General features: G+C 57.8%; 12 protein-coding genes. 4 read left to right on the forward strand and 8 right to left on the reverse strand.

From position 1 onward, the window contains the following. The first annotated feature begins 16 nt into the window (after window positions 1–16). Window positions 17–1,246: a peptidase T gene (pepT, locus tag ACOTYH_RS08980; RefSeq protein ID WP_017693444.1), complete on the forward strand. Its 1,230-nt coding sequence runs from the start codon at window positions 17–19 to the stop codon at window positions 1,244–1,246. Here pepT and tehB read toward each other — a convergent pair. Further along, window positions 1,243–1,836 carry a tellurite resistance methyltransferase TehB gene (tehB, locus tag ACOTYH_RS08985; RefSeq protein ID WP_015570555.1) on the reverse strand — a complete coding sequence of 198 codons (594 nt, stop codon included), beginning with the start codon at window positions 1,834–1,836 and terminating at the stop codon, window positions 1,243–1,245. The two genes, pepT and tehB, sit on opposite strands and share 4 nt — an antisense overlap. Beyond that, the gene (tehA, locus tag ACOTYH_RS08990; protein WP_111962066.1) at window positions 1,836–2,831 is read right to left on the reverse strand and encodes a dicarboxylate transporter/tellurite-resistance protein TehA; all 996 of its coding nucleotides are present in this window, start codon (window positions 2,829–2,831) and stop codon (window positions 1,836–1,838) included. The genes tehB and tehA overlap by 1 nt, the downstream gene beginning before the upstream one ends. A gap of 121 nt (window positions 2,832–2,952) precedes the next feature. Here tehA and ydcK point away from each other — a divergent pair, with 121 nt between their 5' ends. Then, entirely contained in the window at window positions 2,953–3,933 is a 981-nt protein-coding gene (ydcK, locus tag ACOTYH_RS08995; RefSeq protein WP_421637696.1) for a YdcK family protein, read from the forward strand. Here ydcK and rimL read toward each other — a convergent pair. The 4 genes from rimL to ACOTYH_RS09015 form a co-directional block, all read right to left on the reverse strand. Beyond that, on the reverse strand, window positions 3,928–4,467 hold the full coding sequence (rimL, locus tag ACOTYH_RS09000; protein WP_090278321.1) for a 50S ribosomal protein L7/L12-serine acetyltransferase: 540 nt from the start codon (window positions 4,465–4,467) through the stop codon (window positions 3,928–3,930). The two genes, ydcK and rimL, sit on opposite strands and share 6 nt — an antisense overlap. A gap of 95 nt (window positions 4,468–4,562) precedes the next feature. Next, window positions 4,563–6,218, reverse strand: a complete 1,656-nt coding sequence (locus ACOTYH_RS09005; protein WP_310865241.1) for a glucan biosynthesis protein — start codon at window positions 6,216–6,218, stop codon at window positions 4,563–4,565. 230 nt (window positions 6,219–6,448) lie between these two features. Next, the gene (locus tag ACOTYH_RS09010) at window positions 6,449–7,222 is read right to left on the reverse strand and encodes an ABC transporter substrate-binding protein (RefSeq protein WP_003857237.1); all 774 of its coding nucleotides are present in this window, start codon (window positions 7,220–7,222) and stop codon (window positions 6,449–6,451) included. A gap of 10 nt (window positions 7,223–7,232) precedes the next feature. After that, complete coding sequence (locus tag ACOTYH_RS09015) at window positions 7,233–8,402, reverse strand: pyridoxal phosphate-dependent aminotransferase (protein WP_111962063.1); 1,170 nt, start codon at window positions 8,400–8,402, stop codon at window positions 7,233–7,235. A gap of 113 nt (window positions 8,403–8,515) precedes the next feature. Here ACOTYH_RS09015 and ACOTYH_RS09020 point away from each other — a divergent pair, with 113 nt between their 5' ends. Continuing rightward, complete coding sequence (locus ACOTYH_RS09020; RefSeq protein WP_015570561.1) at window positions 8,516–9,358, forward strand: LysR family transcriptional regulator; 843 nt, start codon at window positions 8,516–8,518, stop codon at window positions 9,356–9,358. Here the strand turns inward: ACOTYH_RS09020 and ACOTYH_RS09025 are convergent. Then, window positions 9,345–10,850, reverse strand: coding sequence for a carboxylesterase/lipase family protein (locus tag ACOTYH_RS09025; RefSeq protein ID WP_032634400.1), 1,506 nt, complete (start codon window positions 10,848–10,850; stop codon window positions 9,345–9,347). The genes ACOTYH_RS09020 and ACOTYH_RS09025 overlap by 14 nt on opposite strands. Window positions 10,851–10,892: 42 nt before the next feature. Beyond that, window positions 10,893–12,236: a 2-oxoadipate dioxygenase/decarboxylase HglS gene (hglS, locus tag ACOTYH_RS09030; protein WP_017384005.1), complete on the reverse strand. Its 1,344-nt coding sequence runs from the start codon at window positions 12,234–12,236 to the stop codon at window positions 10,893–10,895. A 227-nt stretch (window positions 12,237–12,463) separates the two neighbouring features. Between hglS and ACOTYH_RS09035 the strand changes: the two genes are divergently transcribed. Then, window positions 12,464–13,387, forward strand: coding sequence for a LysR substrate-binding domain-containing protein (locus ACOTYH_RS09035; protein WP_045329778.1), 924 nt, complete (start codon window positions 12,464–12,466; stop codon window positions 13,385–13,387). Window positions 13,388–13,420: the final 33 nt, after the last annotated feature.

Here is a 13,420-nt window from a genome sequence, read left to right on the forward strand (position 1 = left end):
TACAGAAGGAAACACTATGGGCTCAGAACTCTCCAGACAATTAACCCAACGCTTTTTCCGCTATCTCGCCATCACCAGCCAGAGCGACCCGAAAGTCAAAACCCTGCCCTCCACCCCGGGTCAGCACGACATGGCGCGGGAGCTGGCGAAGGAGCTGAAAACGCTGGGGTTAGATGATATTGTGATAGATGAGTTCGCCACCGTTACCGCCGTGAAAAAAGGCAATGTTCCCGGCGCGCCGCGGATTGGTTTTATTACCCATATCGACACCGTCGACGTCGGTTTATCCCCGGATATTCATCCACAAATATTAACGTTTACGGGGGATGATCTCTGCCTGAATAAAGAGAAAGATATTTGGCTGCGCGTAAATGAGCACCCGGAAATTCTGGCTTATCCTGATGAGGAGATTATTTTCAGCGACGGAACCAGCGTATTAGGCGCAGATAATAAAGCGGCCGTCACCGTGGTCATGACGGTGCTGGAAAACCTCACCGCTGAACATAAGCATGGCGATATTGTGGTGGCGTTTGTGCCCGATGAAGAGATTGGCCTGTGTGGCGCGAAAGCGCTGGATTTGAAGCGCTTCGACGTCGATTTTGCCTGGACCATCGACTGCTGCGAGCTGGGGGAGATTGTTTACGAGAACTTTAACGCGGCGGCGGCTGAAATTCGCTTTACCGGCGTCACGGCTCACCCGATGTCCGCCAAAGGGGTGCTGGTCAATCCGCTGCTGATGGCAACGGATTTCATCAGCCATTTCGATCGCCGGCAAACCCCGGAATGCACCGAGGGGCGCGAAGGTTATATCTGGTTTAACGGCATCCAGGCCGGGCAGAACGAAGCGATACTGAAAGCCAATATTCGTGATTTTGACAAAGATGGTTTCGCCGCCCGCAAGCAGCACATTGCCGATGTGGCGGCGCAAATAGCCGCGCAGCATCCCACGGCAAACGTGGAATACCGCATTGAGGATACCTACAGCAATATCAGCAATGCGATTGGCGAAGACCGCCGCGCGATCGACCTGATGTTCGAGGCGATGGAATCGCTCGGCATCACCCCAAAACCGATCCCCATGCGCGGTGGCACGGATGGAGCGGCCCTGTCAGCCAAAGGCCTGCTCACCCCGAACTTCTTCACCGGCGCCCATAACTTCCACTCGAAGTTTGAGTTTTTACCGCTGTCGTCGTTCGAGGCCTCCTGTCGCACGGCCCTGCAACTCTGTCTGCTGGCCGCGCGTTAAGCGGGCTTGCGTGCGAGCATGGTAGCGAAGCGCAGCTTGATACGGTTCCCGTTGGCATCGGTACGGTGGAGTTCCCCTACCTCTTCGTTGTACTTGATCAGCTCCCAGCCTTCGTAGTAGTTGCTCAGTTCACCGGTTTTGAAGGCAAACGGGAAGCCGACTGTGCACGGATAATCCTCCGTATCCATGGCAGCAACGATCAGGTTATAGCCGCCTGGTCTGGTGCAACGCTGCATATTGGCGATAAGACCAGGGATGGTATTCGCTTCGAGGAACATCAACACGACGGTGGAAAGAATAAAGTCGTATTCGCCGTCAAAGGTCAGGTTGTTCAGATCCTTAATCGCCGTTTCCAGATTCGCGATTCCTTCCGCCGCCTTAATGCGCTCGATGTTATCGATGCTCATCGGGTTTTTATCCCACGCCGTCACGTCATAGCCGTTAGCCGCGAGGTAGAGGCTGTTGCGGCCATTTCCGCAACCCAGATCGAGCGTTTTACCGGGCTTAACAATGTCCGCGCTGAGCAGCACCTCTGAGTGCGTGCGGGTCAGCCCATATTTCTCAGTAAAGTAGTTTTCATCGACAGTCATTATTTTTCCTCAGATTGCATAAGCAGTGCCTTATCAGCGCGCACCAGAAGTTTGCCTTGCATCAGCAAGATAAAAGTACGGACCAGCAGCATCGCGATGATGACGTTGGTGAAAATAAACAGGGGAACCGCGAGGGCATGAAAGAACCCTGACGGACTGCTCTGCCCCAGATGTAAACCGGTGGTCGCCAGCGCCGACACCCCGAACGAGAAGCTCCAGAACGACGCGTTGAACGGCTGCGACAGATACCACGGCATCAGACGCAGCATAAACAGGAGTTGCAACAGGCCATAGCCGAAAAGCATTTTGGCGAAGGTGTCCGCTTCGCCGCCGTTGACGCTAAACCAGGCGCTACAGGCCACCAGGGCAGGCGCAAGCTGGATACCGAGCGAGGTACGAAGGGCAGCGGGCAGTTCGCCCGCGCTGCGCAGGCGTTGCAAAATGACCGGCTCCAGGCTCAGCCAGGAAAAGACCCCGGCACCAAGGAACACCAGCCCCGCGTCGTGGAAGCCTAGCGCACCGCAGGCCATCGCGCTGATAAAATTGTTCGCTACCGTCGGCAGATACAGTCCCGGCGTCGTGGCTTCTTCCGGATGCTTGCCGCGCCACAGCCCGGCGCTTTGCCAGGCGGCATACCCAAGCTGGATCACCACGCCCACGCTAAACAACCCCAGCGCCAGCGGGCGATACCACGGCACAAAGCCGATGGCCACCAGCAGCGTTGTGGCAGGAAACAGGCTGACAAAACTGCTCATTACCGGATGCCGCATCTCGGCCAGCACGCTATGTGGAAACCGTACCGCACGGGTAAGAAACGCCACGCCTAGAAGGAACCAGATCCCCACCGCCAGCGCCACCAGGATCTCGCCCGGCCAGCGCGTCACCGGCCAGATGGTGCCGGCGTAACGCCAGGCGAACCCCATGCCTATGGTCCCGAGGACCATACCGAAATACCCGGCGGGCAAGTTAAGAACGCGTTGGTTTTGGTTATGCATTTTTTTTAAAGTTTAAAATGTATTTTAAATGCCATTTTAAGGGGTTTCCTGAGCGGACGCCAGCACTTCGAAAAACCAAAACTTTGCTACGTTTATTGAAAGGCTTTTCAGGGATAACACGATGACAAAATATCGGCTTAGCAATGAAACGCGTCTCTGGCGCTGGCAGGACGGATCAACGCCGTGCACAACGCCTCTCAGACAAATTATTGCCGTGAAGGATTTTAACGATGTGACCAGCGGGACTAAAGGCGGTTGGGTTGAGGATGAACACGCGCTCGCCCAGGACGGGGATTGCTGGGTTTACGATGAAAACAGCGTGGTGTTTGCCGGGGCCAGGATATCCGGTAACGCCCGCCTCACCCAACCCTGCATCGTAAGCCACCGCGCACACGTTGGCGGCAACGGCTGGCTTGACGCGGCAGAGGTGAGTCACGGGGCGGCAATAAGTGACAACGTCACCATTCAGCACTCCACCGTACGCGGGGAATGCCGTATCGCGGGTGACGCGCGGGTGCTGCATAACAGCCTGGTGATTGCAGCCAAAGGGCTGACACCCGACCGTGAGCAGATCCTGCAAATCTATGACAGAGCCACGGTCAGCCAGTCGCGTATTGTGCATCAGGCGCAAATCTACGGCGATGCCATGGTGACCTGGGCCTTTGTTGAGCACCGCGCCGAGGTGTTCGATCGCGCCATTATTGAGGGCAACGCGCTGAATAACGTCTGGGTGTGCGACTGCGCCAAAGTGTACGGCAACGCCCGTCTGCTGGCCGGTCTGGAGGATGATGCCATCCCGACCGTGCGGTACAGTTCACAGGTCGCGGAAAACGCCCTCGTCCAAGGCAACTGCGTCATTAAACACCACGTATTAATAGGCGGCGAGGCGTGGTTACGCGGCGGGCCGATCCTGATTGATGACAAAGTGGTCATTCAGGGGCGGGCGCGTATCAGCGGCGATGTCCTGATTGAGCATCAGGTGGAAATAACGGACGATGCGGTTATCGAGGCGCTGGAGGGTGAAAGCATTCACGTCCGGGGAGCCAAAGTGATCAACGGCGACACGCGGATCACCCGGACGCCGCTGCTGGGGGCGCTATAGCGGGAAGATTCTGGCGTACAGGTTCACGTCATCGTAGCGACCGTTGAGCATTTCCGCTTCCCGCAAACAACCTTCCAGCGTGAAACCGTTGCGCTGCGCCACCCGGTTACTGCTCTGGTTATCCACGCGACACTTGATCACAAAACGGCGGATCTCGCCGCGCTCAACGTAATAGCGCATAAACGCCTGGAGCGCCTGAGAAAGAATACCCTGCCCCTGATGCGCCTCGTCAAGCCAGTAGCCGATATACCCGGCCTTATTCGCAGGCTCGATCGCGTTGAAGGAGAGCACGCCCACCAATTCGTCATTCATAAAAATCAGGAACATTTTGGCGTAACCGCGCTGGTGCAACATCTGGTTGCTCTGCACGTTGCGGCGCGTGTCCTCTTCGCTGCCGACATGCTGCGCCCAGTCAAAGGCGGTTTGCAGCCAGGTTTTGTTTTTGATTACGAGGTTATGCAGATCGGTGGTATAGCGCTCTTCGACGGCGCGAAGCTCGATTTCCTGGGTTACGGGGATGATTTCTGAAGACATAGTGCCTCTTAATTGCCGGGTGGCGCTAACGCTTACCCGGCCTACAAATGCGTCCGGAGCAGGCCGGATCGCCACCCGGCACAAACCCATAAGGACTAGCGCATGATCCGGTCGTCAACGTAGTTACGTTTGTCCGGCGCGGGCGGGAAGTACTGATACAGCCAGGTCTCGCTGATGGCATCGCCCTGACAGCGCAGGAACAGGCGCATATCCACCGGCTCGGTGGAGTCAGAGGTTGGATACCAGTCAAACAGAATGCGATATCCGTCGAACGGCTCGACGTAGAGGATCTCCACCTGCTTCGCTTCACCGCTGGACAGGGTGATCACCGGCTCAATGCCCTTCGGTGCGGCGGCCTTCAGATCGCCCCCGACGAAATCAATGGCAAAGCGACGGGCCCACACTTTCGGGTAATTTTCACCCGGCGCCCAGCCCTCCGGGAAGCCGCCCATACCGGTACGGGTGGCGTAGACGTTTGCCAGCGGCGAACGCACCGGCGGCTGCGCGCTCCAGTAGAGACGGTATTTGAAGTCCAGCTCATCACCCGCCTGCACCGGTTTCTCTGGCTGCCAGAAGCAGACCACGTTATCGAGCGTCTCGCCGGTTGTCGGGATCTCCATCAGGGCAATGGAACCTTTCCCCCAGTTGTTGCGCGGCTCGACCCACAGGCTTGGTCGCTTGTTATACCAGCCCATGACGTCCTGGTAATGAGAGAAGTCACGGTCAAGCTGCAACAAACCAAAGCCCTTCGGGTTTTTATCCAGGTAGGCGTTAAATTGCAGCTTTTGCGGGTTGTTCAGCGGCCGGCAGATCCACTCCCCGTTACCGCGCCACATCGCCAGGCGGTCTGAATCGTGGATCTGCGGATGAATGGTGTCGCACATGCGGCGTTCGTTGTTGCCGCAGCTAAACATGCTGGTCATTGGCGAGATGCCGAGCTGCTTGATGTCTTTGCGCGCATAGAGATGGTTTTCGACGTCCATGATCACCTGGCTCTTCTCACAGTGGATCACAAACTTATAGGCACCGGTAATGCTCGGGCTGTCCAGCAGCGCATAGACGGTAAAGGTGGTATCACCCGGCTTCACGGTTTCAAACCAGAAGGAGGTGAAATCCGGGAACTCTTCCGGGGTGTCGGTAAAGGTATCCACCGCCAGACCGCGCGCGGAGAGGCCGTACTGGTAGGTATCATCCACCGCGCGGAAGTAGCTCGCGCCCAGGAACGAAACGATATCGCGTCGCGCCAGCTCCGGCGCTTTAAAGACGCGGAATCCGGCGAAGCCGAGGTCGCTCTGCCCTTCAAGCTGGCGGGTATCCACGCCCGTATCGCCGTAGCTGAACAGCTCAGGTCGGAAGTGGATCTCACGCGCCTGAGAGGTGCTTTGATCCAGCGAGAACATGCGCACGCGGCGGCGGAACCCCATCCCCATATGGAAGAACTGGGCGTCCAGCTGACGGCCTTCAATGTTATTCCACAACGACTGCTTCTCATCGTAACGGATGGCGTTGTACGCCTGCGGCGTCATGGTGGCCAGCGTTTCCGGCAGCGGACGCGGCGCACCGCCCCACGCGGTTTTCGCCAGATCGTGCGCCATGGATTGCAGAACAGAGAAGTCAAAGCGACGGCTCTGACCGTCGGCAATGTCGGAGTCAGCAGCATACGCCGCCTGGGAAAACAGAGAAGCAAGGCCAGAAGTGCCGCTCAGGGCAGCCATTGCCAGGGAACCTTTGAGAAAACGTCTGCGATTCATGCCTGAGAAAACGTCCTTATGGTCGTGTGAATGAGTTTCGCGCGCAGCGAAATGACGGCAAGAAAGAACGCACAGCCTAAACAAAAACGGTTAAGAATCCAATTGTTGGCGGGTGATTATCTGAACAAACCGAGAAATATTTTCTGTCGACCAGAACGGCCTGAAAAAGGGGTAAAGTTATGTATAAAAGAGTCCCGGCTGGACATCAACAGCCGGGACCAACGAGGCGGTTATTTTACGCTGACATCGATACCCGGGAAGTACTTATCAGCCAGTTTAGCGATCGTGCCATCGGCACGTACTTTATCAATTGCGGCATCAAGCTGCTTTTTGGTGGCCTCATCCCCCTTACGCAGCCCAAAGCCGATCCCACTGCCGAGGATGGTGTCGTCCGACACCGGTTTGCCGATAAAGCCAAACCCTTTACCCTGCGGCTTACTGAGGAAACCTGCCTGCCCGGCCGCTGACATGACCAGCGAGGCATCGATGCGGCCATTCAGCAGATCTCCCCAGGCCATATTCTGATCTTTATAAGACACCACGGTGACACCGTGCTTTTCCCAGTGCTCTTTGGCGTAAGTTTCCTGAATTGAACCCTGAAGAACGCCGATGGTTTTGCCCTTCAGCCCTTCGGGGGTAGCCTCTACCGCAGAACCGGCTTTGCCCACCAGTTGGGAGGGAATGCGATAGATGGGCTGGGTGAAATCAATGCTTTTGCGACGCTGTTCGGTAATGTTCATCGCCGAGTTTATGGCGTCGAACTTTTTCGCCACCAGACCGGGGATCAACGCATCAAACGAGGTTTCAACCCAGCTGCACTTCAGCGCGGCGGCTTTACAGATGGCATTTCCCAGCTCTACGTCAAACCCTTCCAGCTCCCCTGACGCATTGCGGCTTTCAAACGGCGGATATTCCGCTTCCAGCCCGTATCGCAACTCGGTAGCGGCAAACGACGAGAATGAACACAACAGTCCCATGCCGACAACTAACGCGCGTAATTTCATCTCAAATTCCTTAACGTGGTGTAACCTGACAAAGGGCCTGGGCACCTGCCCGTAACGTCGCCTCATCTTTCGCAAAAGAGAGACGGATTAACTTATTGTCCGTGCCATCGGCATAAAACGCCGACAGCGGAATGGTGGCAACCCCGTACTCGACAATCAGCCTTTTCACCATCTCGCTGTCGCGCTCGTCGCTAAAGCCGCTGTAATCCGCCAGCAGGAAGAACGAACCGGCACTTGGTAGCAGCCTGAACGGTGAGTCGGCGAGCAAACTTTGCAGCAGATCGCGCTTGCGCTGATAAAACGCCGCCAGCGACAGCCAGGTTTGCGGATCGGTCATGTGTTCGGCAAACGCGTACTGCATCGGCGTATCGGCCGAGAACATTAAAAATTGATGGACTTTACATATCTCATCCATCAGCTCCGCGGGTGCCACACAATAACCCACGCGCCAGCCGGTGACGTGATAGGTTTTTCCGAAAGAAGAAATAATCACGCTGCGCTCCGCCAGCTGCGGGTGCGTCGCCATTCCGTGGTGCGGTTCGCCATCAAAAACGACGTGCTCGTACACTTCGTCAGACAAAATGATGATGTCGGTGTGGCGCGTCAGCGCTGCCAGCTGGTGCAGATCGGCGGCTGAAAACACCTGCCCGCTCGGGTTGTGCGGCGTATTGACGATGATCATCCGCGTGCGCGGGGTAATAGCCGCCCGTACTTCATCCCAGTTCACGGCAAAATCCGGTACCGTCAGCTTAATGGCGATCGGCGTCGCCCCTTGCAGACGCACAATCGGCGCATAGCTGTCAAAGGAGGGCTCGAAATAGATCACCTCATCCCCAGGATGAACCAGCCCGCTGATGGCTGAGTAAAGCCCTTCGCTGGCGCTGGCGGTCACCAGCACCTCACTCGCGGGGTCATAGCGTGTGCCATAGAGCGTGGCAATTTTGTCCGCAATGCGCTCCCTGAGCGGTTGCAGCCCGGTCATGGAGGCGTACTGGTTATGCCCTGCCTCCATGGCGCGGGTCACGCCGGTGATAAGTTTTGGGTCGCAGGAAAAATTCGGCGCACCCTGAGAAAGGTTGATGGCGTTATGCCGGGCTGAAAGCTGGCCGATAACGGTAAAAATGGTGGTTCCCACATCGGGCAATTTGGATCGTGTCTGCACCGGCGTTTTCAAAGTCATCCTCTGTCCCTTCTCGTGGTGAATGCATAACTATTCAAACAACAACTTCATTGCCGGGACAATCGAATTGTTGTCATAATAGCCATGACAAAAACGCATAGCTAAGGTGAGATATGTCGCGTCGATCATTTCCGCTCAATGCCGTAGAGACATTTATCGTGACCGCGCGTCACCTGAATCTAACCCATGCCGCCAGGGAGCTTTGTCTGACGCAGGGGGCGGTAAGCCGCAAAATCGCTTCGCTGGAAAGCTGGTTCGGCTTCCCGCTGTTCGAGCGCCATGCGCGCGGCCTGCGTCTCTCCTCTCAGGGAAGCGCCCTGCTGCCGGAGCTGCAATCTGCGTTTGAGCACCTGCTGAACGTTGCTGAACAGGCACGAACGCACCAGACCGTTATTCGTCTGAAAGCGCCTACCTGCGCGATGCGCTGGCTGGTGCCGCGGCTGCTACAGGTGGAGCGCGAACAGCCGGAACTCCAGATTGCGCTGACCACCACCACCGATCATAACGTCAATTTCAAAACCGAATCCTGTGACGCGGCGATTGTGTTTGGGACACACATGAGCGCCGGCGATCTGCTGTTCGAAGAGGCCTTAACCCCGGTGATGAGCCCGGTACGGGCCGGTTCTGCGCTGGAAACTCTCACCTTCCTTCACCCCACGCGGGACAAAACGGACTGGACGCTGTGGCTGGCGAAACAGCCGGGTCCGCCGCCAGCTATGCTCAAAAATCAACACTTCGAAACCATGGATCTGGCCATTACCGCCGCCATTCAGGGGCTGGGCATCGCCATCGCGGATGAAACGCTGGTGGAGGAGGACGTGCGCGCCGGACGGCTGATGCGGCCTTTTGACACAAGCATAAAGACGGGGGCGAGCTACCGGCTGGTATTACGCGACGCACCCGGCCCGGAAAACGGGCTGGATGCGTTTCGCGCCTGTTTGCTCAGTCGAGGCTGACGTGGTGTTTCATCACCCGTTTGAAGAGGCTCATTCGGGCACGCATGAAGCGGTTTTCAAGCCGAAAACCTGCATGTTTATTCACACCAATACGTAACAGCACGTCCCGCCCTTTCCGGCAGGCGGGCCAGCGCGTGGGCCCTGCCAGACTATCGCGTGCCCCCGCATCCCGGGCGAAGCTCACCCAGTAGTCCGCCACCTGAGCGGCGAAGGCCAGATCGCGTTCATTTACATACTGCCGCGAGGGTTCCACCTGTCCAAGGGTATCGAACACGTAGGGCACTTCGTTGCCGTGCCAGGCGCCGTTGATGTACGTCGCGTGCTCCGCTTCGGCCACATAATCAAACCAGTATCGCCAGCACAGGCCGCCCGCCCGCTGCTGCGCCTGCATCACCACGTATCCCATGGTGGTGAAGGCCATGTCGCGGCATACCTGCCTGCCAAGTTCCTCATCGCCCTTCACGCCAGGATAAAGCAGCTTAATCAGCCCCAGGCCAAAGCGCCGCTCGCGGCGAAGCTTCTGGATCTGCCCGGCCAGATCGACCCCGAACACCGACATCACGCTGGCTTCGTCGCTGTTTGACCCAATCATCACCGGTACAGGATGCTGGCGGGCCGCGAAGAAAACGTCGAGCATGGCCTCAGGCAAAACGCAATCCCCCACGATGGGCGCAGGGGCGATATTCAGCGGCGAGGTCAGCGGCCAGAACGCCTCAGGCGGGATCGCGCGAAGCTGTTCAGCGGTGGCATTTTGCAGGCCGAAATGGGCGGCAATCGCTTCGCCTTTATGCATGGCCTGCTCGCGTGGCGTGTCCGGCAGCGTGTACCCGCTTTGCACAATGGCTTTATGGAACAGTCCTCGCGCAAGCGGAGAGGCCATCAGCGACAGCACGCTGCGCGCGCCGGCCGACTCGCCAAATACGGTGATGTTCTCAGGATCGCCGCCGAACGCGGCGATGTTATCGCGCACCCATTCCAGGGCCTGGATCTGATCGAGCAGCGCAAAGTTATGCACCACGCGCTCTTCTTCCCCCTCCAGCGCCGGATGGGCAAAAAAGCCGAGGTGTCCGAGACGGTAATTGATCGTCACCACCACCGTGCCGCGCTTCGCCAGCGCCCTGCCGTTATACGGAGGCAGCCCGCCAGCGCCGAGGGTAAATCCTCCGCCGTGCAGCCAGACCATCACCGGAAGCGGATCGGCGCGTGCGACTGGCGACCAGACGTTAAGGTACAGGCAGTCTTCAGAGAACTGGCCGGGATCGCCGCCACCCAGCTCCTGACAGCTTTCGCTGCTCTGCCAGCTGGAGGCGGAGAACGCCGTCGCCGGACGTACGCCATCCCAGCGCGCGGGAGGACGCGGGGAGCGCCAGCGCCACTGGCCTACGGGCGGTGCTGCATAGGGAATGCCGCACCACACGTGGGTATCGCCTTCAGTAAAACCAATCAGTGCGCCCTGGCGCGTTTCAACCACAGGGGCGGAGGGATTTTCCATACCAACCTTCTTTTTCCATCACACCCTTGCAGAGTAACGGTTTCAGAGCAAACCGCAACGCTGTTTGCTGCGCGCTTCCGCCTCCTCGTAAAGCGAAAACTCGTCGTACACCGCACAGCCGAGCGCGGCTTCGAAGGCATTGCGGCTGGCATTGCCGTGGCTGCGCGCCTGCGTTTCATTGCCAAGATTCGACTGGAAGATCCCCGCCGCACTGACGGGCAGAAAATCCTCGTAGGTGATGGGCTGTGCCACAACCCAGCCCCGTTCGATCAGCGGCTGCGGATCGTCCCCGGGACGAAATGCGTGGCGATGCGCCTCACCTGTCGGGGTCAGACGGTAGCGGAAATAAGCCAGCCGCTGACGGCGCAGGAACATTTCACTGTCCGGGAAGGCGCTGAAGATCTCGCGCAGGTGAAGCTGGTGGGTCAGGTTGTCTTTGCCGGTCCCGGCCTGATTTAACAGACTGTCGTACAGCTCGCGCCCTTTCGGCGTAAGGGCCACGCCGCGCTGCTCAATCTCACCGAAACGCGCGGTATGGGTGCCCTTGTGTTCTCCCGCGAAAAGCACCGGCTCCTCCAGCGCCTTAAAGCTGGTCTGGCGCAGGAGGATCGGCACCTCGCGGCGCGGCGGGCCTTCAATCAGAATTTTCGGCTCAATGCCGTACTTCGGCATTAGCTCCTGCACCCGGTCGATATCCAGCGTGCGCGGCGTGAGATGGTTGATATGGCACCCCGGGAAACAGACCACGTCGGCAATCAGGCGATGTTCGTTGCTCAGCGCCAGATAGGTTTCCTGATCGACCGTCGCATGGCGATGCCAGCGGAAGGTTTCCAGGGCTTCCTGCACAAATTCGCGCGCCTGTGCCTCAGTAAAGTGTCCCTGCGCATCATGCAGGTCGATCAGTTCCAGGCAGCGCGGCGTAAAGATGTTGCGCCGGGAGAGGATCTCCGCCGCCCTTTCGCGCAGCGCAACGTTTTCAATCAACTCCAGGCGCAGCAACGAGGTAAAAATGCGAAACGGATTACGGCAGAGCGCCGCATCGTCTGTCGGACGAAACGCCGTCGAGTGGACGGGCACGCCCGCCTGGGAGAGATCGTAATAGCTGACCGGGTACATGCCCATAATGGCGAAGATCCGGCGCAGGGTGGAAAGCTCCTGCGCGGTGCCAACGCGGATCGCACCGTGACGTTCAACATTCAGGCGCGCCAGTTCGTCTGCGTTTGCCAGTTGTTCATGTAAAAGTGGGTTATTTTCCAGAACCGCCAGGTTAACGTCCGCCACCAGTTCCAGCAAGGTGCCGTACTGCGGAACTTCCTGCTGGTACATCGCCGACATAGCCTGCGAAAAGTGTTCCCGAATATCATCAGCCGTGATGGTGTTCGCCATGATGTCATGCCTCCAGTGAATACTACCTGGAGTGTAGAGAAGCCCGTTCCTTTCGTTGGGAAGAATTTACGAATTGTGATCCAGGCAGACCAGTGGTCAAAGCGTGGGCATTTTCGAAAAACGGTTGTAACTCAAATAGATCAAATGTTAAAAATATTTTGCTATCAGGTTATCAAATTCAAACATCTTAACTTGTCACCCGCGTCGCTCTGTTTTTAACATCGCCTATGGAAAAAAATGGTCTGTTCAGTCAGCGCATACGCTTGCGCCATTTGCATACTTTTGTGGCCGTCGCTCAACAGGGAACGCTGGGGCGAGCGGCTGAAACCCTTAACCTCAGTCAGCCTGCACTATCCAAAACGCTGAACGAACTGGAACAGCTTACCGGAACCCGCCTGTTCGATCGCGGCCGTCTGGGCGCTCAGCTTACTCTCGTGGGTGAACAGTTCCTGACGCATGCCGTTAAAGTTCTCGATGCCCTCAATACCGCCGGTCAGGCGCTCAACCGTAAAGAGGAGTCGGCCAGCGACATCGTGCGCGTGGGCGCGCTGCCAACGGCGGCGCTGGGTATACTGCCTGCGGCGATCGGCCAGTTCCACCGTCAGCAAAAGCACGCCACGCTTCAGGTCGCGACCATGAATAATACCATGCTGCTGGCGGGCCTGAAGTCAGGCGAGCTGGATCTGGGCATTGGGCGGATGTCCGATCCGGAACTGATGAGCGGCCTGAATTACGAGCTGCTGTTCCTGGAATCGCTGAAGCTGGTCGTGCGTCCGAATCATCCCCTGTTGCAGGACACCGTGACCCTGAGCCGCGTGATGGAGTGGCCGGTGGTGGTCTCACCAACAGGAACCGTTCCGCGTCAGAATGCGGAGGCGTTGCTGCAAATGCAGGGCTGCACGCTGCCTTCCGGGTGTATTGAAACGCTTTCGGCGTCGCTGTCGCGCCAGCTTACGGTGGATTACGACTACGTGTGGTTTGTGCCGTCCGGCGCGGTGAAGGACGATCTGCGACGCGGTGTGCTTACGGCGCTGCCGGTAACATCGCCCGGCGCGGGAGAACCGATTGGGATCCTGACGCGGGTAGATGCCCCGCTCTCTGAAGGCGCCCAAACGCTGTTAAGCGCCATTCGTAAATCAATGCCTCTCTGACCCTAAACGCAGAACCCGCCGCGAGGGCGGGTC

The organism is Enterobacter cloacae complex sp. SHL001 (assembly GCF_049236825.1).
GTDB classification, from domain to species: domain Bacteria; phylum Pseudomonadota; class Gammaproteobacteria; order Enterobacterales; family Enterobacteriaceae; genus Enterobacter; species Enterobacter hormaechei_C.

Bases quoted from the DNA above. Each gene is read 5' to 3' on its own strand.
- pepT (WP_017693444.1), top strand. From the start codon at position 17: ATGGGCTCAGAACTCTCCAGACAATTAACCCAACGCTTTTTCCGCTAT.
- tehB (WP_015570555.1), bottom strand. From the start codon at position 1,836: ATGACTGTCGATGAAAACTACTTTACTGAGAAATATGGGCTGACCCGC.
- tehA (WP_111962066.1), bottom strand. From the start codon at position 2,831: ATGCATAACCAAAACCAACGCGTTCTTAACTTGCCCGCCGGGTATTTC.
- ydcK (WP_421637696.1), top strand. From the start codon at position 2,953: ATGACAAAATATCGGCTTAGCAATGAAACGCGTCTCTGGCGCTGGCAG.
- rimL (WP_090278321.1), bottom strand. From the start codon at position 4,467: ATGTCTTCAGAAATCATCCCCGTAACCCAGGAAATCGAGCTTCGCGCC.
- ACOTYH_RS09005 (WP_310865241.1), bottom strand. From the start codon at position 6,218: ATGAATCGCAGACGTTTTCTCAAAGGTTCCCTGGCAATGGCTGCCCTG.
- ACOTYH_RS09010 (WP_003857237.1), bottom strand. From the start codon at position 7,222: ATGAAATTACGCGCGTTAGTTGTCGGCATGGGACTGTTGTGTTCATTC.
- ACOTYH_RS09015 (WP_111962063.1), bottom strand. From the start codon at position 8,402: ATGACTTTGAAAACGCCGGTGCAGACACGATCCAAATTGCCCGATGTG.
- ACOTYH_RS09020 (WP_015570561.1), top strand. From the start codon at position 8,516: ATGTCGCGTCGATCATTTCCGCTCAATGCCGTAGAGACATTTATCGTG.
- ACOTYH_RS09025 (WP_032634400.1), bottom strand. From the start codon at position 10,850: ATGGAAAATCCCTCCGCCCCTGTGGTTGAAACGCGCCAGGGCGCACTG.
- hglS (WP_017384005.1), bottom strand. From the start codon at position 12,236: ATGGCGAACACCATCACGGCTGATGATATTCGGGAACACTTTTCGCAG.
- ACOTYH_RS09035 (WP_045329778.1), top strand. From the start codon at position 12,464: ATGGAAAAAAATGGTCTGTTCAGTCAGCGCATACGCTTGCGCCATTTG.